21 protein-coding genes are annotated in these 24,095 nt (G+C 38.3%); 11 read left to right on the plus strand and 10 right to left on the minus strand.

The window, feature by feature from the left end:
- Window positions 1-2 precede the first annotated feature (2 nt).
- Window positions 3-698 carry a zinc metallopeptidase gene (locus tag ACZZZK_RS13365; protein ID WP_056850603.1) on the plus strand — a complete coding sequence of 232 codons (696 nt, stop codon included), beginning with the start codon at window positions 3-5 and terminating at the stop codon, window positions 696-698.
- A 231-nt stretch (window positions 699-929) separates the two neighbouring features.
- On the opposite strand, the gene apaG is transcribed toward ACZZZK_RS13365, so the two are convergent.
- Together apaG and dusB are read right to left on the minus strand one after the other, a co-directional pair.
- A complete protein-coding gene (gene apaG, locus ACZZZK_RS13370; protein ID WP_056850602.1) occupies window positions 930-1,316 on the minus strand; it encodes a Co2+/Mg2+ efflux protein ApaG in 387 nt (128 codons plus the stop codon).
- Between the two features lie 34 nt (window positions 1,317-1,350).
- On the minus strand, window positions 1,351-2,358 hold the full coding sequence (dusB, locus tag ACZZZK_RS13375) for a tRNA dihydrouridine synthase DusB (RefSeq protein WP_463484563.1): 1,008 nt from the start codon (window positions 2,356-2,358) through the stop codon (window positions 1,351-1,353).
- A gap of 45 nt (window positions 2,359-2,403) precedes the next feature.
- Here dusB and ACZZZK_RS13380 point away from each other — a divergent pair, with 45 nt between their 5' ends.
- The 3 genes from ACZZZK_RS13380 to ACZZZK_RS13390 are packed head-to-tail and all read left to right on the plus strand — an operon-like array spanning window position 2,404 to window position 4,375.
- Window positions 2,404-3,330, plus strand: a complete 927-nt coding sequence (locus ACZZZK_RS13380) for a lysostaphin resistance A-like protein (protein ID WP_463484564.1) — start codon at window positions 2,404-2,406, stop codon at window positions 3,328-3,330.
- Complete coding sequence (locus tag ACZZZK_RS13385) at window positions 3,311-3,517, plus strand: putative signal transducing protein (protein ID WP_056850599.1); 207 nt, start codon at window positions 3,311-3,313, stop codon at window positions 3,515-3,517. Before ACZZZK_RS13380 ends, ACZZZK_RS13385 begins: the two co-directional genes overlap by 20 nt.
- Before the next feature lie 48 nt (window positions 3,518-3,565).
- Window positions 3,566-4,375 (plus strand): phosphatidate cytidylyltransferase, encoded by an 810-nt coding sequence (locus ACZZZK_RS13390; RefSeq protein ID WP_265797186.1) that lies wholly within the window; start codon window positions 3,566-3,568, stop codon window positions 4,373-4,375.
- A 275-nt stretch (window positions 4,376-4,650) separates the two neighbouring features.
- Here ACZZZK_RS13390 and ACZZZK_RS13395 read toward each other — a convergent pair whose 3' ends face one another.
- Window positions 4,651-5,310, minus strand: a complete 660-nt coding sequence (locus tag ACZZZK_RS13395; protein WP_463484565.1) for a class I SAM-dependent methyltransferase — start codon at window positions 5,308-5,310, stop codon at window positions 4,651-4,653.
- Between the two features lie 42 nt (window positions 5,311-5,352).
- On the minus strand, window positions 5,353-5,739 hold the full coding sequence (locus ACZZZK_RS13400) for an acyl-CoA thioesterase (protein WP_056850596.1): 387 nt from the start codon (window positions 5,737-5,739) through the stop codon (window positions 5,353-5,355).
- Between the two features lie 127 nt (window positions 5,740-5,866).
- On the opposite strand from ACZZZK_RS13400, the gene ACZZZK_RS13405 reads away from it, so the two are divergent.
- Window positions 5,867-8,557, plus strand: a complete 2,691-nt coding sequence (locus ACZZZK_RS13405) for a M14 family metallopeptidase (RefSeq protein ID WP_463484566.1) — start codon at window positions 5,867-5,869, stop codon at window positions 8,555-8,557.
- Between the two features lie 56 nt (window positions 8,558-8,613).
- Here ACZZZK_RS13405 and ACZZZK_RS13410 read toward each other — a convergent pair whose 3' ends face one another.
- On the minus strand, window positions 8,614-10,578 hold the full coding sequence (locus ACZZZK_RS13410) for an outer membrane protein assembly factor BamB family protein (protein ID WP_463484567.1): 1,965 nt from the start codon (window positions 10,576-10,578) through the stop codon (window positions 8,614-8,616).
- Between the two features lie 197 nt (window positions 10,579-10,775).
- Between ACZZZK_RS13410 and ACZZZK_RS13415 the strand changes: the two genes are divergently transcribed.
- Window positions 10,776-11,492 carry a DsbA family oxidoreductase gene (locus ACZZZK_RS13415; RefSeq protein WP_463484568.1) on the plus strand — a complete coding sequence of 239 codons (717 nt, stop codon included), beginning with the start codon at window positions 10,776-10,778 and terminating at the stop codon, window positions 11,490-11,492.
- A 134-nt stretch (window positions 11,493-11,626) separates the two neighbouring features.
- Here ACZZZK_RS13415 and ACZZZK_RS13420 read toward each other — a convergent pair whose 3' ends face one another.
- Both ACZZZK_RS13420 and mfd read right to left on the minus strand, forming a co-directional pair.
- On the minus strand, window positions 11,627-11,845 hold the full coding sequence (locus tag ACZZZK_RS13420) for a DUF3820 family protein (protein WP_316754770.1): 219 nt from the start codon (window positions 11,843-11,845) through the stop codon (window positions 11,627-11,629).
- 159 nt (window positions 11,846-12,004) lie between these two features.
- Entirely contained in the window at window positions 12,005-15,343 is a 3,339-nt protein-coding gene (mfd, locus tag ACZZZK_RS13425; RefSeq protein WP_463484569.1) for a transcription-repair coupling factor, read from the minus strand.
- Between the two features lie 183 nt (window positions 15,344-15,526).
- On the opposite strand from mfd, the gene ACZZZK_RS13430 reads away from it, so the two are divergent.
- From ACZZZK_RS13430 to ACZZZK_RS13450, 5 genes are all read left to right on the plus strand, one after another.
- Window positions 15,527-15,829 carry a DUF2752 domain-containing protein gene (locus tag ACZZZK_RS13430; RefSeq protein WP_463484570.1) on the plus strand — a complete coding sequence of 101 codons (303 nt, stop codon included), beginning with the start codon at window positions 15,527-15,529 and terminating at the stop codon, window positions 15,827-15,829.
- Between the two features lie 5 nt (window positions 15,830-15,834).
- Entirely contained in the window at window positions 15,835-16,212 is a 378-nt protein-coding gene (locus ACZZZK_RS13435) for a TM2 domain-containing protein (RefSeq protein WP_463484571.1), read from the plus strand.
- Between the two features lie 338 nt (window positions 16,213-16,550).
- A complete protein-coding gene (locus ACZZZK_RS13440) occupies window positions 16,551-17,648 on the plus strand; it encodes a Nif3-like dinuclear metal center hexameric protein (RefSeq protein ID WP_463484572.1) in 1,098 nt (365 codons plus the stop codon).
- Entirely contained in the window at window positions 17,648-18,391 is a 744-nt protein-coding gene (locus ACZZZK_RS13445; RefSeq protein WP_056850571.1) for a zinc ribbon domain-containing protein, read from the plus strand. Before ACZZZK_RS13440 ends, ACZZZK_RS13445 begins: the two co-directional genes overlap by 1 nt.
- A gap of 151 nt (window positions 18,392-18,542) precedes the next feature.
- The gene (locus tag ACZZZK_RS13450) at window positions 18,543-20,027 is read left to right on the plus strand and encodes a tetratricopeptide repeat protein (RefSeq protein WP_463484573.1); all 1,485 of its coding nucleotides are present in this window, start codon (window positions 18,543-18,545) and stop codon (window positions 20,025-20,027) included.
- Here ACZZZK_RS13450 and ACZZZK_RS13455 read toward each other — a convergent pair.
- The 3 genes from ACZZZK_RS13455 to ftsH all read right to left on the minus strand — a co-directional run bounded on the left by ACZZZK_RS13455 (window position 20,024) and on the right by ftsH (window position 24,082).
- Complete coding sequence (locus ACZZZK_RS13455) at window positions 20,024-21,103, minus strand: 3-oxoacyl-ACP synthase III family protein (protein ID WP_463484574.1); 1,080 nt, start codon at window positions 21,101-21,103, stop codon at window positions 20,024-20,026. The two genes, ACZZZK_RS13450 and ACZZZK_RS13455, sit on opposite strands and share 4 nt — an antisense overlap.
- Before the next feature lie 71 nt (window positions 21,104-21,174).
- Entirely contained in the window at window positions 21,175-21,819 is a 645-nt protein-coding gene (locus ACZZZK_RS13460; RefSeq protein ID WP_056850568.1) for a LutC/YkgG family protein, read from the minus strand.
- Between the two features lie 157 nt (window positions 21,820-21,976).
- A complete protein-coding gene (gene ftsH, locus ACZZZK_RS13465) occupies window positions 21,977-24,082 on the minus strand; it encodes an ATP-dependent zinc metalloprotease FtsH (protein WP_056850567.1) in 2,106 nt (701 codons plus the stop codon).
- Window positions 24,083-24,095 lie beyond the last annotated feature (13 nt).

The following is a 24,095-nucleotide window of genomic DNA, read 5'->3' on the forward strand; positions in this document are numbered from 1 at the left end:
AAATGGGAGTTTATTTAGTAATAATCATCCCGGTATTATTGCTGAGCATGTTTGTACAGTGGCGTTTCAGAAACAAGTTTTCTCGATATGCAGAAATGCAACTTAGCTCAGGTTTATCGGGCAAAGAGGTAGCAGAAAGAATGCTACATGATAACGGAATATACGATGTGAAAGTGATGAGCACAGAAGGACAATTAACAGATCATTACAATCCAACAGATAGAACCGTAAATTTAAGTACAGATGTATATTACAGTAGAAGTGTAGCCGCGGCGGCAGTGGCTGCGCATGAATGCGGGCATGCTGTACAACATGCAAAATCGTACTCATGGCTTAATCTTCGAAGCACTATGGTGCCTGTAGTAAGCATTTCGTCAAATCTCCTGCAGTGGGTTTTACTCATTGGAGTGATGTTATTGGTTTTCGCCGTAACGCCGATTGTTTTAGCTATTGGTGTAGTCGGACTAGCTTTGGTTACCATCTTTAGCATCATCACGTTACCAGTAGAATTTGATGCCAGTAACAGAGCATTGGCCTGGTTAAAAAATAACCCGGGTGTAATGCAAACGCAAGAAGAAAATAGCCAGGCTAAAGATGCACTTTGGTGGGCTGCAATGACCTATGTAGTAGCTGCGGTTGGTGCATTGGCAAACTTGCTTTACTACGCATCAATGCTATTTGGAAGAGGCAGAGATTAAAATACTTACCTAAGAAAAAAAAACGGTTCAGGATTTTCCTGACCGCTTTTTTTTTAAATGAGTGTGAAGATTGACGTCGAAGATTAATTCCCGCAGATTAAAATAGCTAAGAACAGCAGACATTTTTATGTATCAATCAGAGAATAAAACCATCCTAAATCTGCGATATTTATTTGCGTGATCAGCGGGGAAAATGATTGCCTTCTTGACACGCTAAGAATTAAGAGGAGATTAATTCAATTTATATGGTGCCACCAATTGAAACTGCGGAATATCAACCTCAAATTCAGCTTCATCCATTAAACGTTTCATTAAATAAGCACCTCTCATACTGCCCATGTCAGTTTTAAGATTACAACCAGAAACATAAACATGTGTTTCACCAGGTTGGATAATGGGTTGTAAACCTACAACACCTTCGCCTTCAACTTCTCTTCGGCTACTGTTAGAATCAAAAATAAACCATTGACGGCGCATCAACTGCACAGCATAATCAGAAAGATTAGAAATCTCTACGCGATAAGCAAACATAAAATGCTCATTAACCGGATTTGAATATTCTGGCTGGTAAACAGTTTCAACTGAAACTTTAACCCCATCTGTAATTGCAGTAACCATGATCGTGACGAATGTATAAAAATCAATTCAAAAATCAAGCCATTACTTTTGTAGCGTCGTAGCTGGCAAATTTTTCTGCCACTTCTTCCAAAATGCTATAAATGTTATTGATATCTGGCTCTGCCACTAAACGCATTCTGTATGGCTTAAAATCTGGTAGGCCTTTAAAGTAGTTGGCATAATGTCTCCGCATTTCGAAAATACCAGTTTTAGGTCCCTTCCATTCCAACGATTTATCCAAATGGGTGCGGCAAACATTTATGCGCTCTTCAATAGTTGGTCCGGGTAAATGTTCACCGGTTTTAAAGAAGTGCTTTACCTCTCTAAAAATCCAAGGGTAGCCTATTGCCGCTCTTCCAATCATAATGCCATCAACTTCATATTCCATGCGCCAGTTGGCAGCTTTTTCCGGACTATCAACGTCGCCATTTCCAAAAATTGGGATTTTAATGCGGGGGTTGCGCTTAATTTCTCGAATTAAACTCCAATCAGCTTCGCCTTTATATAATTGTGCCCTTGTTCTGCCGTGGATTGTTAAAGCTTGAATTCCAACATCCTGCAGCCTTTCGGCTACTTCATAAACATTTTTACTATCGTCATCCCAACCTAGGCGGGTTTTTACTGTCACTGGCAAAGGTGAAGCTTTAACAACCGCTTCTGTCATTTTTACCATTTTATCAATATCACGAAGTAAACTAGAGCCAGCACCTTTACAAACTACGTTTTTTACGGGGCAGCCGTAGTTAATATCAACTAAATCTGGTCCGGCAGCAGATGCAATTTCAGATGCTTCACGCATATGCTCGATATCTCCCCCAAAAATCTGGATGCCTATCGGTCTTTCGTATTCAAAAATATCTAGCTTTTGAAGACTTTTCGCTGCGTCGCGAATCAACCCTTCAGATGAAATAAATTCGGTGTACATTAAATCGGCCCCATTCTGTTTACAAACGTAACGGAACGGCGGATCGCTCACATCTTCCATCGGGGCAAGCAACAACGGGAACTCACCTAAATCTATATTTCCTATCTTTACAGACATTCTTTATCTTCAAACAATTTATAAAAACACACAAAGGTACAAATAATGATTTTTGTAAAACCTAACAAGGAGGAAATCAATCCTTTCTTACAACTACTTTTACTTTTATTTTACGCTTTGCTCGGTGGTTTTGTGTTCGGTCTTTTGGCTATCGTAATTATTTTAATAATTAATGGTTTAGGGATGGTTAGCAATTTGGAGCTACTTTTATCAGGCGATCCCAAATTTATTACCGAATTCAAAATCATCCAGATTCTGAGTTCGATAGGCACATTTATTTTACCTCCTATCGCCTTGGCGCTTACTGAAGGTAAAAAAGTTACTCAGTTCTACAGCTTTAAAAAGCCTCAAACTTTATTAATTTTTCTGGTTTTAACGATTATGATCGTGAGCATGCCGTTTATGGAATGGACGGTGCTGATTAACCAGAAAATGGTATTGCCAGATTATTTGAAGGGCGTAGAGCAATGGATGAAAGAAAAAGAAGACGCGGCAATGAAAATTACCATTCAGCTCATTACGGTTCGCAGCAACTTCGATTTTATTATAAACTTGATTATGATTGCTGTTTTACCAGCAATTGGCGAAGAGCTTATGTTTCGTGGTAGCGTGCAACGGTCGCTAACGAAAGCCTTCAATAGCCCTCATTTAGCCATTTGGCTTACTGCCATTATATTCAGTGCCATCCACGTTCAGTTTTACGGCTTTATACCACGTATGCTTTTAGGCGCTGGTTTTGGTTACTTATATTTTTACAGCGGAAGCCTTTGGTACGCCATGTTGGCTCATTTTATTAATAATGCCTATGCCGTTTGTGCGGCGTTCTACATGCAAAAACATAACATGCCTCTAAATAAAGCAGATGAGCCAATTGGTTTTCCATGGTATGGCTATTTAATTAGTGCAATAATTACCATAGCTTTGTTTAAATTTTTTAAAGATAGCGCAGAACGTGAGCGAAAATTGGATTAAAGTATACACCACGAGCAACCCATTTGCTGCAGAGGTTTTAAAGCAGGGTTTAACAGAAGCTGGAATTCCTGCGGTTACTATGAATAAGCAATTATCGGCTTACAACATTGGCGAAATAAATGTTCTGGTAAATAAATCAGATTTCGATAAAGCCATAGAATACATTGTAGAAAATGAAATTGAATAATAGGTTTTCGATTTTCCAGACTTCATTTTCCCACTTACCTTTTTCAATATGAAAACCAGGGCAATAACCGCTTTCTTTTTTACCATTGTGATGCTGGGTTCCATTTTTTTGGGAAGCTATGCTTTTACTATATTTTATCTCGTATTAAGCATTTTATCGCTTTTTGAGTTTTACAAACTGATCAAAAATTCAGGCATCCGGCCCCACCGTAACATAGGTTTGGTAGCCGGGGCACTTATCTTTTTGATGGCTGCTGGCTTGCATTATTTGCAGTATGATGTTAAATATCTACTGCTTTGTATCCCCTTAATTTTTTCGGTTTTTATTACCGAGTTATATAAGAAAAACAAAATTCCTTTTGCCAACATCTCCTACACGTTTGTCGGCTTTGTTTATGTAACTATTCCATTTTGCTTTTTCCATGCCTTAGGCTTTTTAAGAGACTGGAACGAATATAACTTCCATTTACCGCTTGCTTTTTTATTGATGCTTTGGGCTAATGACACCGGTGCTTATCTATTCGGCGTAAAGTATGGCAAGCGTAAACTTTTTGAGCGCCATTCGCCAAAGAAAAGTTGGGAAGGCTTTTTTGGAGGGATGTTCACCAGCGTTTTGGTTTCATTTGGATTATCGTTTATTTTTAAGGAAAACCAAGCCTGGGTTTGGGCCGGAATGGCCGTGCTTATTGCCTGTTTCGGCACATTGGGCGATTTGGTAGAGTCGATGTTGAAACGTAGTTTGGATACAAAAGACAGCGGCGGCCTATTGCCTGGGCATGGTGGCCTACTCGACCGTTTTGATGGTTTGTTGCTGGCAGCTCCTGTTGTTTACGCTTACCTGTACCTCATCTTGTCGTAGGTATTTTCGGTAATTACCCGACAGCAAAATCGAAGAAATAAATTTCAAATTTTTTGTAGCGCAACGCCTGTACGCATCACACAATTACTTCCCGTGTTACGCTAATACGCTTCGCATCGTCGGTTCCCTCCTTGCTGCAGGGTATCGCTTCACCCGGGGCTAGTTGGCCAGAAATGGTGCTGGTATTTAATGTTGTGTCGTCAGTAATAAACTATCCTATACTACAATCCTGCTTATTCAACGAGAACTTACTCTTCCCTTAGTCGTAGCGTATTCTATCTACTTGCCGAAACCACATAATAATCTCGTTCTACCATAAACCCCGCACTACTTTTTATTTGCTCTGTTTTTTTAATCGATTCGCCATTGTTGAATCCAGCTTCTTGCAACAAATCAATAATCGCATCCAAATCATACAGGGTAAAACCATATTTAGTAAAAGGGAGTTTTTCCATGAAACTTTTATCAGCGAAACACAAAACCAAACTTCCGCCAGGTTTTAATACACGTTTTATTTCCAAAAGGTAGGCGCCAGGATTTTCCCAAAAGTAGATAGTGTTTACCGAAAAAATTTTGTCGAATTGGGCGTCTGAAAAGGGTAAACGAAGGCCATCTGTTAATTTAAAATCTATCTGACCAATAAAGTCCGTATTGATTCTCTTAGCTTCAGTAATGATGGTTTCCGAAATATCGGCGCCAGCATATTTTAAATCCAGTGCTTTGCTAAGTAAATTTGCAATGTGCCCTCCGTTTCCATGGCCAATTTCCAGTACGGTTTCTCCGTCGCATAGATTTAAAGCTTCAATAGCAGAATTAGTCATTCCGATATTGCTCACATTCATCATTTCTCCGGTTTTTATGCCTTGCTCGCCTTCAGGCTGACGCAATTGCCTAGCAATATTTCGTAATTCCTCTTCAGAAGGTTGATGTGACATAAATCGAAGTAAAAATGATTGACCTAAAATAAACGCTAACAACTATTTGATCACCTGAATTGGCTTTTTATTTTCATCGATGGCAACAAAAGTAAAATCGCCATGAACTGCAAGCGCCCTGCCTTCGGCATACATTTGCTCTATATAAATTTCCACATTAACCTTTAAACTCGTATTACCCACGTGGCTTACTTTGCCAATCAACTCCACAATAGTTCCTGCAGGAATGGGTTTTTTAAAATCAATTCTATCGGTGCTAACGGTTACCATAATTTGCCTGCTAAAACGCGTAGCGGTAATAAAAGCCACTTCATCCATCATGTGCATGGCGGTTCCGCCGAATAAAGTATCGTAATGGTTGGTTGTATTTGGAAAAACAGCTTTAAAAATACTGGTGGTCGAATTCTGAATTCTTTCGTCTAAGGTCATGATGATGATTTAATCGGCAAATTTAGTTAAGCATGTTCGAAAAGCCTAGCTTGTAACAAATTTAGAGCATGCAAAAAACCGATAAGTTTCTACATTATATTTGATTATCCAACAAATAACCTTAACTATGACTAAATTTTACTTTAAAAAGTTCTGTTTTGCCTTTTTGATATTGAGCAGTAGTGCTTTGGCACAAGATGTTCCTACACCAAAATCTCATTTTGGCTTCACTATCGGCGATGATTATCAACTAGCCAATTACACGCAAACGGAAGCTTATTTTAAAAAGCTTGCAGAAACATCCAAGCGGGTCAAACTTGTAGATATTGGTAAAACTGAGGAGGGACGATCACAATACATGTTAATTGTTTCATCTCCGGCCAACCTTGAAAAATTAGCGAGATACAAAGAAATTTCACAACAACTGGCTCATGCAGAGCTTTCGCCTGCGCAAGCAAAAGCTTTGTCGCAAGAAGGTAAAGCTGTGGTTTGGATTGATGGTGGATTACACGCCAATGAAACCGTAGGCGCACATCAGTTAATTCAGACCGCCTATGAATTTGCTTCGAAAACAGATCCGGAAACGATGAAGATTTTGGACAACGTGATTATTCTATTTACCCACGCCAATCCAGATGGGCAAGAGCTGGTGGCTAATTGGTATATGCGGGAAAAAGATCCTAAAAAACGAGTGCTTTCGGGTTGGCCAACCTTATATGAAAAGTACGCCGGGCATGATAACAACCGCGACTTTTTTATGTTGAACCTGAAAGAAACACAAAACATGGGTCGCCAGCTTTTTGTAGAGTGGATTCCTCAAATCATGTACAACCACCATCAGGCTGGTCCGGCAGGAACGGTGGTTGCAGGCCCGCCCTATCGCGATCCGTTTAACTACGTTTTCGATCCCACACTATTAACCAGTTTAGATGCTGTTGGTGCCGCAATGCACACCAGATTGAATGTTGAAGCAAAGCCAGGATATACCCAGAGAGGCGGTTCAGTATTTTCTACCTGGTACAATGGCGGATTGAGAACGACCACCTATTTTCATAACATGATTGGTCTACTTACGGAAATTGTAGGTAGCCCAACTCCATCAGAAATTCCGTTGGTACCATCGCGGTTGTTGCCAAATAGCGATTCGCCAAATCCCGTTACGCCACGCAAATGGTATTTCAAAAATTCGATCGATTATTCTGTATCACTGAATTATGCGGTTTTGAACTACGCACAGCGCCATGCTGATGAGTTGCTGTTTAACATTTATCAAATGGGAAAAAACTCCATCGATAGAGGTAAAAAAGATACCTGGTCTTTCTCCCCAAAGAAAATTGAGGCCATTAACGCGGCTGCAAAAAAAGGAGGCTCAGGTGCTGCTGATGTGGGTGATAATGAGTTTGATGCCAGAAGGGCAATGAACGTAAAGTATTTTGATACGGTGATGAATGCACCGGTAAATCGAGATCCCCGTGGTTATATTTTATCGGCAGATCAGCCGGATTTCAATTCTGCTATCAAGTTTTTAAATGCATTAATCAGAACAGGAATAGTGGTGCATAAGGCTACCGCCACTTTTACGGTAGCAGGCAAAAAATATCCGGCAGGAAGTTATGTGGTTAAAACAGATCAAGCATTCCGGCCACATGTTTTGGATATGTTCGAGCCACAGGATCACCCGAATGACTTTAAATACGAAGGCGGTGCACCTATTCCTCCTTACGATGCTGCGGGTTGGACATTGGCTTATTTAATGGACGTGAAATTTGACCGCATTCAAGATGATTTCACCGGACCGTTTGAGAAAAATCCTTATGGAAACTTATTGGTTCCGGAGAATAAAATTGCAGGTTCTAATTATGTTTTAAGTGCCGCACAGAACGATTCTTACACAGCTGTTAACGATTTATTGAAGAACAAAGTAGAAGTTTACCGCTCGAATGAGAATGGTGATTTTTATGTTTCTTCCGCAGGGAAATCAATACTAGAAAAGGCGAATGTTAAATTAAAAACGGGTGTAGCCCCTAAAGAGAAATCTAAAGTTTCTGCCGCAAGAATCGCTCTTTGGGATACTTATGGCGGGTCAATGGCTTCTGGCTGGATGCGGTTTATTATGGAGCAGTATCATTATAACGCCACGGTAATTTATCCTCAAGATATTGATGCCGGGAATTTAAAGTCGAAATATGATGTGATTATTTTTGTTGGCGGCGCCATTCCTTCTGTTCAGGCTGGTGGTTTTGGCTCAAGAAACTTTGGACCAAAAGCCGAAGATATTCCCGAAGAGTTTAGAAATCGATTGGGTAGAATATCAGCAGATAAATCCATTCCACAGTTGAAGAAATTTTTAGAAGATGGAGGAAACATTGTAACGATTGGCAGCAGTACAAATTTAGCCTATCACTTAAAACTTCCTGTACGCAATGCGATGATGGAAATTGTAAACGGAGAGGAAAAAAGATTACCTGCAGAAAAATATTATGTGCCAGGTAGTGTTTTAAATGTGGCTGTCGATACCAAACAACCGGCAGTTTGGGGAATGGAAAAGGAAGCTGACATCTATTTTGATAACAGTCCTGTTTTTAAATTAACTGGCGATGCAATTACTGCAGGAAAAATTAAACCTTTAATGTGGTTTGAATCTGCTACGCCTTTACGCAGCGGTTGGGCATGGGGACAAGCTTATTTGCAAGATGGCGTAACTGCTTTCGAAGCAAATGTTGGCAAAGGCAAATTATTTGCTTTTGGGCCAGAGATTGCTTTTAGAGCGCAAACCCACGGAACTTTTAAAATGATATTTAACCAATTGTATAAATAAAAACAACAGGAAAGCGAATTCGGGCTGAAGTCGCTTTCCTGTTGTTCGTTTGAGTTTTATTTCTTTGAAAATATCCTCAGCTCATTATTATTTACATAGTAAAGATTGTCTGTTACAAAATCTACTTCATAAATCGGTTTCGTATTATCAATTGCGATTTTATCAACTTCAACGCCTGTAGCTTTATTTACTTTAACTAGGAAATTTGTTTCATCTGTTTCTCCACGGGCAAATATAAACGCAAAATCATTGTTCTGTTTCAAGGCCTTAAACCTCGAATCGACACGGTTTAAAACTGTTGAACCAATAGCTTGAGAAATACCGTTATTGAGAGCAGCCTTAGTTTTTAATCGTTCCCTCGAAGATTCTGAAAGTAAATAGTCTTCTTTTACGTTGCCGTTAGCATCCCGTGAAACATATGTTGCTTCTGAAAAACCCTGTTGTAAGCCAGATCTTAATCCTAAATACGACATTCCAATAATACTGCCTGTTTTAAGTAGTCTTCTTGCTGCAGCTCCTGGTTCTTTGTAAACTTTTTGAAATTTTACTGAGCCATCTTTATTTACTCCAATTACTTCGTTCTCTCCACTTAAAGATACGCCCCAATCAAATAAACCTAAGGTTGACAAAGCTTTATCATTTTTAACCTTGATTTTAGCAAAAGCTTCTGGCTTATCTGCTGCTGACGGATCGAACTTATAAATCTTTTCATCGTTAAAAACCAAAAATGATTCAGTGGGCTCGTCAAATGCGTATAGAAGTGGCAGTTTCGGCTCAAACTTGATGTTTCCTTTCCAAATCTTTTTGCCTGTGGTATAATCTACCATATTGCCATAAGTACCGGTTAAATAGAAAACCTTATTGTTAGCTATTTTATTTAAAAAGTACACAGGATCGGTTTTATCATCACTAATTTCTATAAAATTTTTCCACTTTTGTTTTCCGTCGCGGTCGATTAAACTCATTTCATTGTCGGCAATGTACAAGTAGTCGTTATCTATTGGTATAACTTTCTTAATGTCATCTCCTTTTGCATCCTTTTTCCATATTTTTTGGCCGGTGTTATAATCAAAAAAATTGAATCCATTTGAATGAGCTACAAGGAATTTATTGCCCCAATCTTCGATATAAGAAACATATTTTGTAGTAATATCTTCTTTAAAAGTAGGTGTTCCATTTTCAGTATTAAGGGCATTTAACGCTCTTTTAGCAGAAATTAAACTTCCGGCATTGCGCATGGTAATGATATGCTTGTTATCGTTAGAAAGGTAGAAACGATGTACATCATCCTTGGCCGACCATTGGATTTTCCCGCTCGCCTTATCCAGCTTAAAAAGGTGATTGTTTATCGTTGCATAAATTGCATCTCCAGTAGCTACCACCTCATCTTTGGTTGCAAGTTTCGAAAGACCTAAGCCCAGGCTGTTGGCTGCGGCATTTGCCAGCAAACTTTTAAGCATTCCTTCTTTGGTGCCCACTACTGTCGCCCATTCATCTTTTCCGGTTTTAGGATCGAAAAGAACGCATTTAAAATCTTTACCTGATGTAGCTAAGAATAAAAATTTCTCATCACCAGCTACATATTGACTTAGGATGACCCGGTAAGAGGTTGTACCAGAGTTAAACAAAATTTTTCCATCAAGTGAGTTAATAATTACATCTTTTGAGTTAATATTCGCTTTAATAAATGGGGTATTGGGTAAAAAATTTAATTGATCTGAAGATTGAAAAATCTTCAGTAAATCAGGGTCGCTTAGCGCATCGTTTATTTTTGTTGCCTGGTTTAGCGCACTCATTTTTCCTATTTGTTCATCGGTGACGGTCCACTCAATCTGGTTACTTGTTGGATTAAAAGCAGAAACCTTATTGGCTTCTTTAACGATAATGTTGCCAGTAAGGTTATCAAGAGTGATGGATTGAATTTTGGAGTCAAATTTCGATACATTGTCCGGTTGGCGTTGTGCAAAAGCACCGAAGAACAGGCCCGTTAAAAGCAAGCCTGTGTAAAGCGTTTTCTTCATGATTATTTTAATGTGATTTAGGTAGCTTAATACAAAATGATGCCATGCTCATAATTCGTTGGTTAACAAACTATTGTATATTTATTGAGGTTTTAGATGGGAAATATTTTTCCCTTATTGAGCAATGCATTTCTACTATCGGGAATTATTGACTTTGTACTTACCGTCTTTTAATAACGACCGCTTATTTTTACATCATGAAAGTAGAAATCTGGTCGGATGTGATGTGTCCGTTTTGCTATATTGGTAAGCGTCATTTTGAACAAGCAATTGAAAAACTGCCTTTTAAAGCGGAAGTTGAGGTTAATTGGAAAAGCTACCAGCTTAATCCCGATTACCATAATACCAATAATGAGACAATTTACGATTACCTAGGCCGAAGCAAGGGCATGCCTATTGAACAAGCCAAACAAATGACGCAACAAGTGGTAGATATGGCTTCGAATGCTGGTTTAAAAATCGATTTCGACACCAACATACCAGCAAATACTTTTAATGCACACCGTTTAATTCATTTAGCTGCGAAGCATAATTTACAAGATTTGGCAGAAGAAAAGCTCTTTGAAGCGCATTTCGTAAACAGCCGCAATATTGGTGACAATGGTGTTTTGATTGATCTTGCTGTAGAAATTGGTTTAAATCGAGTAGAGGCTGAAGAAGTTTTAAGCGGAGATCAATTTGCTGAGGCTGTTCGTTATGATATTTACGAAAGTCAGAATTTAGGGATTCGAGGCGTTCCCTATTTTGTAATGGATAGAAAGTATGGCGTTTCTGGAGCACAACCTGTACAAGCTTTTACTGATGCGTTAACGCAAAGCTTTACAGAGTGGAAAGCAAACCAGCCGAAATCAACTTTAACTTCGTTAAATAAAAATGATGATGCCATTTGCGATGAAAATGGTTGTGAGATTTAAGCTGTTTCCCGCAGATTATGCTATAAGTGCAAATTTTTCTCTGCATAAATCATCCTAATCTACGGGAGCTGTTTTGAAAAATCGAATATTGAATAGTTACCTGTTATCTAAATCCTGAATCAGTTTTAGCATTTTTACCTATTCTGATTTTTCAATGGCGTTAACAAATATTCCAATCCGTTAACGCGAATCTCAAACATGGTAGCCATTAAATCGCCCAATTTACCCTTCGGGAAGCCTTTATCTTTATACCAAAGCAAATAGCTTTCAGGGATATTGCAAATTAAGTAGCCCTTATACTTTCCATAAGGCATTTGCATTTTCACTAAATCGAGTAATAAGGTTGGGTCCATTAATTATATTATTTAAGCAAGTATCGAAGTAATAGGCACAAGAGAAAAGCAATGAGTGGCCTGTGGAGACACAGACCACGGCTAAAGTCATTTCTGCATTTGATATTATGCGCCTCGGTCTGTGTCCACACACACCGAAATAAACAAATCTGTACTTAGCTAATCAATCAGCTCTAAAGTTTGAATAGCTTCTTCAACAGTGGTTACATTATCAAAAGCGATGCGCAAGATATTTTTAACTTCCTTTAAATTGCACATCCGGGGATGATTTTGTGCGAAAGTTAAAATCTTCGTAAAAGTATTCGAATCGAAATAAGCAGATTGTTTATCGCTCAGGAAATATCCGCGTAAACTATTTTTCTTAAAGCTGATCTTCTCGAAACCCAACTTTTTGCCTAACCATTGCAACCTGACCACACTTAACATCGTTTTTACCTGTGGCGGAACCGGACCAAAGCGATCGGCTAAATGTTTTTCAAAAACAGCCAGCTCGGTTTCATTTTCCAGCTTCGAAAGTTCGGTATATAAATTATAACGTTCGGTGATGTTGGTAATGTAGGCATCAGGAATGTAAAGTTCCAAATCGGTATCAACCTGTGTAAAACCTACGAAAGCCCTTGCGGGTTCATTTTCAAATAAACCTTTAAATTCTGCTTCTTTCAGTTCTTGAATAGCCTCATCTAAAATTTTGTGGTACATTTCAAAGCCAATTTCAGCGATAAAACCACTTTGCTCTGCTCCCAATAAATTCCCGCTTCCGCGGATGTCTAAATCCCGCATCGCCACATTGAAGCCGCTTCCTAAATCAGAAAATTCTTCGATGGCACTCAAGCGTTTTCTAGCCTCAGAAGTTAACGTAGAAAGTGGTGGCGACAATAAATAACAGAAGGCTTTTTTGTTGCTTCGCCCAACACGTCCACGCATTTGATGTAAATCGCTCAGGCCGAACATATGTGCGTGATTGATGATGATTGTATTGGCATTCGGAATATCCAAGCCAGCCTCGATAATGGTAGTGGAAACCAAAACATCCTTTTCACCATTGATAAAATCAAGCATTACATCCTCTAGCTGATCACCATCTAACTGGCCATGAGCAATTCCGATTCGGGCTTTAGGAACCAATTTCTGAATCAATCCACCCAATTGCATTAAATCATTCACACGGTTGTGGATGAAGAAAACCTGTCCGCCGCGATCCAATTCGAATTGAACAGCTTCCTGAATCAGTTTATCATTAAAAACATGCAATTCAGTACTTACTGGTTGGCGATTTGGCGGGGGCGTACTGATGATTGATAAATCCCGGGCACCCATTAATGAAAAATGCAACGTTCTTGGAATCGGCGTCGCAGTAAGCGTTAACGTATCTACATTTACACGAACAGCTTTAAGCCTTTCTTTTGCCGTTACGCCAAACTTCTGTTCCTCATCAATAATCATGATGCCCAGATCTTTAAACTTCACATCTTTACTCAACAAACGATGTGTACCGATGAGAATATCAACTTTTCCGGCAGCAGCTTCAGCTAAAGTATCTTTTATCTGCTTGTTGGTTTTAAAGCGATTAATATAATCTACCGTAACCGGGAAATCTTTTAAACGTGAAGAAAATGTTTTGAAATGCTGTAAAGCTAAAATGGTAGTCGGAACCAGAATTGCAGCCTGTTTTCCTTCAGCAACGGCTTTAAAAGCAGCACGAACAGCAATTTCTGTTTTACCAAAACCAACATCACCACAAACCAAACGATCCATTGGGTGTGGTGCTTCCATATCCCTTTTCACATCCTGCGTTGCTTTCAACTGATCTGGCGTATCTTCATAAATGAAAGATGCTTCGAGTTCGGTCTGTAAATAGCCATCAGGAGAAAAAGCCGTTCCTGCTTGTGTTTTGCGTAAAGCATAAAGCTTAATCAAATCGCGGGCAATGTCTTTAACTTTTTTTTTTGTGGTTTTTTTGAGTTTATCCCAGGCGTCGGTACCTAGTTTATTCATTTTCGGTACGCCGCTTTCTTTACCACTGTATTTCGCAATGCGATTTAGAGAGTTGATGTTTACATAAAGCAAATCATTATCGGCATAAATCAAGCGGATCATTTCCTGCGTCTTGCCGTTTACTTCAACCTTTTCCAATCCGGCATATTTTCCAATACCATGATCAATGTGGGTTACATAATCGCCAGATTTTAGCTCACGGAGATCTTTCAGCGTAATCGCCTGACTTTTTTGATAACCTTTCTTTAGCTTGTATTTATAGTAACGATCAAATATCTGATGGTCGGTATAAAAGGCAGTTTGAATTTTTGGATCTACAAAACCTTCCCGCAACATGCTGTTGATAGGCGTAAATTTGGCGGTTTTGTCAATATCTTCTAAAATGGCGTATAAACGCTCAATTTGTTTCGGCGAATCGGTAAAAATAAAATTTACAATTCCCTCTTTTTCATTTTCTTTTAAATTGTGAATTAAGAGATTAAAATCTTTATTGAACGATGGTTGCGGTTTGGTTTCAAATTCGAAACGATCGTCGGTTTTATAAAAGAATTGTTTTCCAAATTCAACTAAAGGAAAATCATGTAAATGATCACCTAATAATTTTTCATCACTGAAAGCAAATTTCGGATCAATCCAATCCGGGTTTTTGTTTTTATCATCAAGAGATAGTGCTTTCCATAATTCGACAGCTTTTTTGTATCCTGCTTTAACAATGTCAAGGGTAAATTCTACATCCTTAAACCACAGCTGCGTATCCTGATCAATATAATCAAGAATGCTGATGTTACTTTCGGTTAAGAACTTGGCTTGTACATTGGGTACGATTGTAAGCGTTTTTACATCGGCCACCGAAAGCTGACTTTCAATTTCAAAACTTCTGATGCTTTCTACTTCATCGCCAAAAAATTCGATGCGGTAAGGTAAATCAGAAGAGAAAGAAAATATATCTACAATACCACCACGAATGGAGAACTGACCTGGCTCATAAACAAAATCCCGTCTATCGAAATCATAATCAATTAAAAACTCATTAATAAAATCGATACCCAGTTTAGCGCCGAGGCTAATTTCCAAGGTGTTTTTTTCCAACGCAGAGCGATCAATTACCTTTTCTGCAATCGCTTCGGGGTAGGAAACTACGATTTTACCATATTCCGAATCGTGGTTGAGCTCATTTAAAACTTCTGCCCTGGCCAGTACATTTGCGGTATCAACCTGCGTGAAATCAAATGATTTGCGGTAGGAAGAAGGAAAAAGCAACACCTGTTTATCTAAAACGCTTTCCAAATCTGATTGAAAATAGGCAGCTTCTTCCCTATCTGGAAGTACAAAAAGTAAAGGTTTATGGAGTAAAAAATAAGAGGAAAGTGCTACAATAGCATCGGCAGAACCCACCAATCCCTTCAATTGTATCTTTGGGTTTTTAGTAGAGTTTAACGCTTTGGTAAATTCAGTTACCCTTTCGTCGTTTTTGTAACGGGTTATTAAATCACGAATGTTCAAGGCACAAAAATAAGCTTATCTTTTATATTTAACCGCAAACTTTGTTAAAGGTTTTTTAAGTTTGTTCGTTATTCTTCGGGTGTTAATCGTAATTCGTCGGTTTATATTTACGGTTGGTCGAATAAACGGCTATCCCTGTAACAAAGCACGGCTCAAATCCTCTAAAATATATAAATTGAAAGCATGAAACACATTAAAAACTTTCCACTGGAACTTGTGTTCTGGCTGACAGCTTTAGTGTTATTGGCAACAGCTAATGGTCATGAGCATCACTTTACACTTTGTCCGCTGGCAAATTTAGGCTACGAAGGTTGGTGTCCGGGATGCGGTTTAGGAAGGTCGATAAGCCATATTTTTCATGGCGAGTTTACCGAAAGCTTTTCCCAGCATTGGTTTGGCCTTCCAGCACTTTTGATTATACTTTATAGAGTGTATACATTGATAAAAAATAGAAATAAATTTAAAATTCAAACAACAAATACATAGAAACCATGGATATATATCAATCACCTTTAATGTCGTTACCAGGTATAACGCCAGAAGAATATGCTTACTTACAACAAGCAACAACAGGTTTAAACGAGCAGCAATTACGTAATTTCTTGATGATTTATGGTAGCCGCAGAAAACAACCATCAGAAATTTTATTGCTAGCCTTAATCGGGTTCCTTGGCTTCGCCGGAATACACCGGTTTGTAATTGGCCAGATTGGAATGGGTATTTTATACTTTTTCACCGGCGGGCTATGTATGATCGGAACCATAGTCGACGTGATCAATCATAAAAGTCTTGCTTTTGAATACAACCAGAAAGCGGTTTTTGAAAGTTTGCAAATGGTAAGAATGGGTGGTGGATTTCAGCAAGCATAATTTAACTTACGAAGTTTAATGGAGCTTAAGCATTAGGAGAACTTCGTAAGTTTTAAAAACAGATCTTTTTAAAATCAGGGACAGAATCATTTTTAAACGTTCGTCCCGTTCCAAAGGAACTTCTGTGGAGCGATGCACTCCAAGTCCGCATCCGATGAAGAATCGGGTTTGCGGGCTTTTTGTTTCTATCGGGTTTAGATGGGAAAGATTTATACGTTTTTTCCACTATACAACTTCCCTCCTTATTTTCAAGGAGAGGTTGGTGGTGGTTTCTAATAAAAGTGGTTTTTATGATAATTCTCCTCAGACAAAAACCTCAAAATATATATCTTTATACCATGAGATTATCAGAATTAACGAATTATCTGGAAAGCATTGCGCCATTGAATTATCAGGAAGACTATGACAATTCCGGTTTAATTGTTGGCGATCCGAAAATGGAAATCAGGGCGGCGTTGGTTGCTTTAGATTGTATTGAATCAGTTGTTGATGAAGCCATTTCTACTGGCTGTAACCTCATTATCACGCATCACCCCATTGTTTTTAATGGATTAAAAAAACTCAATGGTAAAAACTATGTAGAACGCGTAGTGCTGAAAGCCATAAAAAACAACATCGCTTTGTACGCCATACATACTAATCTGGATAGTGTTCATACTGGCGTAAATGCCAAAATCTGTGAAAGGTTGGGTTTAACGGGTACAAAAGTATTGGTTCCAAAACCAGGCTTATTGAAAAAGCTGGTTACTTATTGTCCTCAGGCGCAAGCAGAGCAATTACGTTCGGCTTTATTTTATGCTGGAGCAGGCAATATTGGCAACTATAGCGAGTGTAGTTTCAATGCTGAAGGTTTTGGCACTTTTAAAGGCAATGAAGGTTCTGATCCTTTTGTTGGTGAAAAAGGTGTTCGGCATAGAGAATCTGAAGTACGGATTGAAATGGTTTATCCTACCCAGGCAGAACGGAAAATTTTAGTGGCCTTGTTCGAAAACCATCCTTATGAAGAAGTAGCTTATGATATTTATAAATTGGAAAATAAGCATCAACTGGTTGGATCAGGCATGATGGGCTGGCTGGAATATGATATGGATGCTTATGATTTTTTACACCTGGTAAAAGATAGAATGCAGGCTAAAGTGGTGAGGCATACAGACGTGATTGCAAAAAGGATAAAAAAAGTGGCTGTTTGTGGAGGTTCTGGCAGTTTTCTACTTAAAGATGCAATTGCCGCAGGAGCAGATGCTTTTATTACCGCAGATTTTAAGTATCATGAGTTTTTCGATGCGGAAGAAAAAATCATCATTGCCGACATCGGACACTTTGAAACTGAACAATTTACATCTAATTTATTGCTTGAAATTATTCAGAAAAAATTTACTAACTTTGCAATCCGTTTAACGGAGCAAAATACAAACCCCATAAATTACTTGTTTTAATGGAACAAACCGTAGAACAAAAGCTAAAGGCTTTATACGAATTACAAAATATCCACACCAAAATTGATAAAATTCGCCAGGTACGTGGTGAGTTACCAATGGAAGTTGCCGATTTAGAAGACGATGTTTTAGGATTAGAAACTAGAATCTCAAAAATCAAAGGTGAACTTGATGATCTTGAGGATTCGATCGTAAACCGTAAAAATACAATCAAAGATGCTCAGGCAGCAATCAAAAGATACGATACTCAATTAAAAGAAGTTAAAAACAACCGTGAATACGATGCTTTAACTAAAGAAATTGAGATTCAAGGATTAGACATTCAGGTTTCTGAAAAGAAAATTAAAGAGCATGGTTTCGAAATCACTTCTAAAACCGAAATCTATGAGGCTGCTAAAGCTGAATTAGAAGGTAGAAAGAAAGATTTAGATATTAAAAAAGGCGAGTTAGATGTAATTACTGCTGAAACTGAAAAGGAAGAGCAAGATTTACAAAAGAAAGCTGATAAAGCAGAACCGACAATAGACGAAAGATTATTGATCGCTTATAAACGTTTGCGCAAAAACGCTATTAACGGTTTGGCTGTTGTAACGATCGATCGTGATTCTTGTTCAGGTTGTTTTAACCAGATTCCACCTCAACGTCAATTAGATATTCGTCAGCGAAAAAAAATCATCGTTTGCGAGCACTGTGGTCGTATTTTGGTTGATGAGGCTTTAACTCACGAAGTAGCAGAAGCTTAATTCTTCTCCAAAAAATTTTAAAGAACGTCTTGATGAAAATCAGGACGTTTTTTGTTTCTACACAAAACAAGAATGATATTTATGCGTTAACTTAAATATTTGTTTTCAATTGAAATTCCTTTGCTGTGCAATAATAACAAGACTATCCCAAATGATTAAATTTTTGCGCTTACTTACCCTATCAACTTTACTGGTTTTTCCACTTTCGCTTTTCGCCAATTTTGATTTTAATGCCAATTGCTTAAATGCCTACAAAAGTATATTTGAACTTAAGCTGGGCAATGCAAGAGCTTATATCTCTACAGAAAAAAAGCAACATCCAAATAATTCCATCATTCCCCTTTTGGAAAACTATGTTGATTATTTTACTATTTTAACATCCGAAAGCAAAGCAGATTTCGATCGTTTAAAAGGAAATAAATCATCACGGTTGGATCAGATAAGTGATGATGATAAAAGCTCTCCGTACTATTTATACGCACAGGCTGAAATCAATTTACAATGGGCTTTAATTCGCGGTCGCTTTGGGGAGTATTTCAACGCCGCGATGGAAATAAAAAAGGCCAATGGATTGCTTCAGGATAATAGCAAAAAATTTCCCAGCTTCCACCTGAATATGAAAGGTTTAGGCTTAATTAATGCTGTTCTGGGAAATCTTCCCGATGGCGCACTTAAAAGTACTTTATCAACTTTTGGGATAAAAGGAAATCTTCAAACGGGCTTAAATATGTTCGAAAAGCTGGCTGATAATTTGCCAAAGTCATCTTATGAACCGTTTTATGAAGAAGTGGTTTTTTACTATGCTTATGTTTTAACTGATGTTGCCCATAGCAGTTCGGCCTATTCAAAGACAATGAAATACACGGATCGGATAGCGGATACTAGCCTCTTAAAAAGCTATTTACGAAGCTATGTTTGCATCAAGAACGCACACAATGATGAAGCCATTGCCATTCTCGCAAAAAAACCGGAGGGTCCGCTTTACCAACCCTTTCCCTATTTGGATTATTTAGAAGGTTTAGCACACTTAAATAAGCTTGATCTATCTGCATCTACCTATTTCAATCGCTTTTTAAGCAGCAATAAGGGTGTCAATTATATCAAAGATACTTATCTACATTTGGGCTGGATTGCATTATTAAAAGGTGACAAAAATGGTTACTCCGCGTTTGTGACTAAAGCTATTAACAATGGTTACACCTATAATGAGAAAGATAAGCAAGCAAAAAATGAAGCGTCATCTCCACAACCGCCCATCGATTTGTTAAAAGCAAGGTTGTTATTTGATGGTGGCTACTTAGCCAGGGCATTACAAATTTTAGGCGACAAAAAAACTGCGGATTTTTCTTCAGAGAAGGATAAAACAGAATTTAATTACCGTTTGGGAAGAATTTATGATGATTTAGGAAAAGATGAAGATGCCTTAAATGCTTATCAGGCCACAATCAACCTGGGTAAAAATTCAAAATATTATTTTGCTGCAAATGCTGCTTTGCAAATGGGCAAAGTTTATGAAAAACGTAAGAATAACTCGAAAGCAAAAGAGGCTTTCAATAATGCCATTTCCATGAAAAACCATGAATATGAAAGCAGTATTGAAAGCCAGGCTAAAGCGGGTTTGAAAAGACTTAATTAGAAACGGTAAACAAAGGCGTTGATGTGCATTCCAGCGCCAACTGAAGCAAAAACGGCCACATCACCAGGCTTAACTTTGTAACCTTTCACTTGCTCTTTCAATACCAGATCTAACAAAGTTGGTACTGTTGCAACCGAACTATTACCCAGCCAGGAGATCGTCATCGGTACCAGATTTTCTGGAACAGTATCTTTACCGTAGAGCTTAAATAATCGTTTCATAATTGCCGTATCCATTTTACCATTAGCCTGGTGAACAAAAACGATATTAACATCTTCTACACTTAGTTCGGCCTTATCGAGTGCTTTTTTAATTACCTGAGGCACTTGTACCACGGCAAACTCATAGAGCTTACGCCCATTCATTTTAAGGTAATAGTTGCCACTGGTTTCTTCAGGGTGTGAACCTTTACCCATAATGAGTAAATTTCCATAATTTACCGCATGGGTTTCAGTTTTGTGGGCTAAAATCCCTTTCTGCTCCGACTCTTCTTCTTTTGCCTCATAAATTACTGCACCTGCTCCATCAGAAAATATCATGCTATCACGATCATGCGGATCAATAATTCGGCTTAAGGTTTCGGCTCCAATCACCATCACCCTTTTAGCATCACCACTCTTAATGTAGTAATCTGCCTGGATTGAACCCTGAACCCAGCCTGGACAACCAAAAATAATGTCATAAGCCACGCAATCGGGATTTAAAATGCCCAACTGCTGCTTAACTTTTGCGGCCAGTGAAGGTAAAATATCTGTACGATTACTTCCCAAGGGGATGTCTCCAAAATTATGACAGAAGATGATATAATCTAACGTTTCTTTATCAATACCAGCATCTTCGATTGCTTTTTCAGCTGCTTTGGCGCCAATATGGTTACTCAATTGTTCCGGACAAGCATACCGTCTTTCTACAATTTCGGTTATTTCAGAAAACTTGTGTATAATTTCGGAATTCTCCTTTTCTAGTCGATTCCCATTCTCAAAAAATGTTGAATTTAGGAATTCGTTACCAGATATAATATTTTCAGGAATATAACTTCCAGTGCCGGCGATAACCGTATTTATTACTTTGCTCATAATTATAATACCGCATACTAAAACGGTATGTAGTATAAAAATATGGTTAATAAATAAGAAATAGAAATTTTTTAACTAAAATCGTCAATTAGAAACACAAACAATTCCTTCGGCCCATGCGCACCTAGTACCAGTGTTTTCTCAATATCCGCCGTTCTGCTTGGTCCGGTAATGTTGCTGATCATCGATGGAATTTGATTTCCGTATTTGTTTTTAAGCAACTGAAAGGCATCTTTCAAATCTAAAACCAGCTGACTCGTTCTGGCAATTACGATGTGGTGATGCGGGAAAATACTTAACCTTCTGCCGGCTGCACTTTGGTTGGTAACCATTACGCTTCCGTTTCTGGCAACCAATGCTTCGCACAAGGTGATGCCCACTTCAGCTTGTTCAAAATCTTTATCTGTTTGGTAAAAAGGAAATTCGTATTTAGCCAGAAACTCCTGAAGTTCAGGTTCCCAGCAGTAAATTTTGCGCCATTTAAACTTATCTGCCAATTGAAGCATGTTTTCAAAAAAATCGATGCCATCTTCACAAAAGATAAAATTTCCGGAAATAGCCGTCAACTGCTCGGCAAATAGTACCTCAAGTTCTTGCGTATTTTTTTTGTAAAGAGGACTTTCCTCCGCATTAGGATATGGATTTTCTCGCTTCTCTAAAAGCGCTTTCCTTATCTTTTTTAGTATTTGTTCTTTAGCGGTGGTGTTATCCTTCATTTTTTTGTACTTGCTTTTGTTAAGATGCGAAACAAGTTCGGTGTCTTGTATTTGATTTGTTAATCAATGTATCTAAACAAATGAAACCCTGAACTTTTAAGGTTCAAGGTTTCAAACTTATGTATAATTGTGTTTATATGCAATGGAGCATATCTATTTACTCTTTCTCAGAAGAGGGATTTAAACCAGATACTTCTTTGTTAATATCTGTATCGCTAACGCCATCGTGAAGCAATCCTTCTGCTGCCGGAGTTTGATCGCCCGTTCCATTTACGAATTCATCGTATGTAGTTCTGGTATCAAAAGGACGTTTGCCTAAAATTTCCTCTAAATCTGCCTGGAATAAAATTTCTTTTTCCAATAATTTTTGAGCTAATTTTTCTAAACCATCTTGTTTATCTAACAACAGTTGTTTGGTTTTGATGTACACATCGCCAATCAGTTTACGAACTTCAACATCAATTAATTCAGATGTTTTTTCAGAATATGGCTTGTTAAAATTGTATTCGTTCTGCGGATCATGAAAAGAAACATTACCTACCGCTTCGTTCATACCATAAATACTCACCATGGCATAAGAAAGTTTGGTAATTCGCTCCAAATCATTCTGGGCACCGGTCGAAATTTTACCGAAAGTAATGTCTTCAGCTACACGTCCGCCCATCGTCATACACATTCCGTCGATTAACTGCTCCGTTGTATATAAAAACTGTTCTTTTGGTAAGTATTGGGCATAACCCAAGGCTGCAACACCACGTGGAACAATAGAAACTTTAACCAATGGATCTGCGTGTTCCAAAAACCAACCTGCAATAGCGTGACCAGCTTCATGATAAGCAACGATTCGTTTTTCTTCTGGCGAAATGATTTTGTTTTTCTTTTCTAAACCACCAATTACACGGTCAATTGCATCCTGGAAATCTTGCATATCAACCTGCTCTTTGTTTCTACGTGCTGCGATTAATGCTGCTTCGTTACAAACATTGGCAATTTCTGCACCTGCAAAGCCTGGGGTTTGAGCAGATAGTTTTTTCGCATCAACTTCCTGAGCTGTTTTAATAGGTTTTAAGTGAACATTAAAAATATGCTCACGGCCTACTAAATCTGGTTTATCAATAGAAATTTGTCTATCGAAACGACCGGGACGTAATAAAGCAGAATCCAACACATCAGGACGGTTTGTTGCCGCTAAAATGATAATGCCTGAATCTGTTCCGAAACCATCCATTTCTACCAATAATTGGTTTAATGTGTTTTCACGCTCATCGTTTCCACCCATTACGCTGTTCTTTCCACGAGCACGACCAATTGCATCCACCTCATCAATAAAGATGATACATGGCGCTTTATCTTTTGCTTGCTTAAACAAATCCCTCACACGTGATGCACCTACCCCTACAAACATCTCCACAAAATCAGAACCTGATAAAGAGAAGAATGGAACTTGTGCTTCACCAGCAACAGCTTTAGCCAACAAAGTTTTACCCGTACCTGGCGAACCTACAAGCAATGCACCTTTTGGAATTTTACCTCCAAGGTTGGTATATTTTTTAGGGTTTTTAAGGAAATCTACAATCTCCATTACCTCTTGTTTTGCTTCTTCTAAGCCCGCAACATCATTAAACGTAATGTTAACCTGACTTTCTTTATCAAAAAGTGTTGCTTTTGATTTACCGATGCTGAAAATTTGACCGCCACCTGCGCCACCACCGCCCATTCTGCGCATCATAAAAATCCAGAAACCGATTAATAAAAGCAATGGCAAACCAATGTTCACTAACAAACCTAAGAATGGATTACTACGGCTATCTTTTTCAGCCAAAATTCTGGGTTGATCAGCAGGAAGGTTTTTTTGCGACTCTGCCAACTGCTTATCCAAGCCATCCATTGTACCAGCATTAAAGTATACAATTGGGCCACTATTGGCAGTAGAAAACTTGCTTGTGCTTTTATATTTCTCGTATTCTGGTTTATCTAAAGCAGATTTTTTAATATAAACCTCCACTTTAACTAAATCTTCGCTTTTATAAGCGACCAATTTTTCAACGTCTCCAGTCAAAAGCATTTTGCTTTCGAATTCTGGATAATCAACTTTCTTACCGCCATCTCCAGAGAATAAAACCTGAGCAGCTATGATAGCAACAATAATTGCAGCATAAACCCAGAAAATATTAAACTTTGGTCCTTTTTGCGGTTTTTTCGGGATATTAGGAATTCTCTTTCCCGGTTTTTTGTTTTCGTTTGTATTTTGATTATCGTTCATTTGTCTTGTTCAA

The sequence above is a fragment of the Pedobacter sp. AC163 genome (genome assembly GCF_979258665.1).

Bases quoted from the DNA above. Each gene is read 5' to 3' on its own strand.
- ftsH (WP_056850567.1), bottom strand. From the start codon at position 24,082: ATGAACGATAATCAAAATACAAACGAAAACAAAAAACCGGGAAAGAGA.
- ACZZZK_RS13365 (WP_056850603.1), top strand. From the start codon at position 3: ATGGGAGTTTATTTAGTAATAATCATCCCGGTATTATTGCTGAGCATG.
- ACZZZK_RS13460 (WP_056850568.1), bottom strand. From the start codon at position 21,819: ATGAAGGATAACACCACCGCTAAAGAACAAATACTAAAAAAGATAAGG.
- ACZZZK_RS13455 (WP_463484574.1), bottom strand. From the start codon at position 21,103: ATGAGCAAAGTAATAAATACGGTTATCGCCGGCACTGGAAGTTATATT.
- ACZZZK_RS13395 (WP_463484565.1), bottom strand. From the start codon at position 5,310: ATGTCACATCAACCTTCTGAAGAGGAATTACGAAATATTGCTAGGCAA.
- ACZZZK_RS13400 (WP_056850596.1), bottom strand. From the start codon at position 5,739: ATGACCTTAGACGAAAGAATTCAGAATTCGACCACCAGTATTTTTAAA.
- ACZZZK_RS13380 (WP_463484564.1), top strand. From the start codon at position 2,404: ATGATTTTTGTAAAACCTAACAAGGAGGAAATCAATCCTTTCTTACAA.
- ACZZZK_RS13450 (WP_463484573.1), top strand. From the start codon at position 18,543: ATGATTAAATTTTTGCGCTTACTTACCCTATCAACTTTACTGGTTTTT.
- ACZZZK_RS13435 (WP_463484571.1), top strand. From the start codon at position 15,835: ATGGATATATATCAATCACCTTTAATGTCGTTACCAGGTATAACGCCA.
- ACZZZK_RS13430 (WP_463484570.1), top strand. From the start codon at position 15,527: ATGAAACACATTAAAAACTTTCCACTGGAACTTGTGTTCTGGCTGACA.
- ACZZZK_RS13405 (WP_463484566.1), top strand. From the start codon at position 5,867: ATGACTAAATTTTACTTTAAAAAGTTCTGTTTTGCCTTTTTGATATTG.
- apaG (WP_056850602.1), bottom strand. From the start codon at position 1,316: ATGGTTACTGCAATTACAGATGGGGTTAAAGTTTCAGTTGAAACTGTT.
- ACZZZK_RS13420 (WP_316754770.1), bottom strand. From the start codon at position 11,845: ATGGACCCAACCTTATTACTCGATTTAGTGAAAATGCAAATGCCTTAT.
- ACZZZK_RS13445 (WP_056850571.1), top strand. From the start codon at position 17,648: ATGGAACAAACCGTAGAACAAAAGCTAAAGGCTTTATACGAATTACAA.
- dusB (WP_463484563.1), bottom strand. From the start codon at position 2,358: ATGTCTGTAAAGATAGGAAATATAGATTTAGGTGAGTTCCCGTTGTTG.
- ACZZZK_RS13440 (WP_463484572.1), top strand. From the start codon at position 16,551: ATGAGATTATCAGAATTAACGAATTATCTGGAAAGCATTGCGCCATTG.
- ACZZZK_RS13410 (WP_463484567.1), bottom strand. From the start codon at position 10,578: ATGAAGAAAACGCTTTACACAGGCTTGCTTTTAACGGGCCTGTTCTTC.
- ACZZZK_RS13390 (WP_265797186.1), top strand. From the start codon at position 3,566: ATGAAAACCAGGGCAATAACCGCTTTCTTTTTTACCATTGTGATGCTG.
- ACZZZK_RS13415 (WP_463484568.1), top strand. From the start codon at position 10,776: ATGAAAGTAGAAATCTGGTCGGATGTGATGTGTCCGTTTTGCTATATT.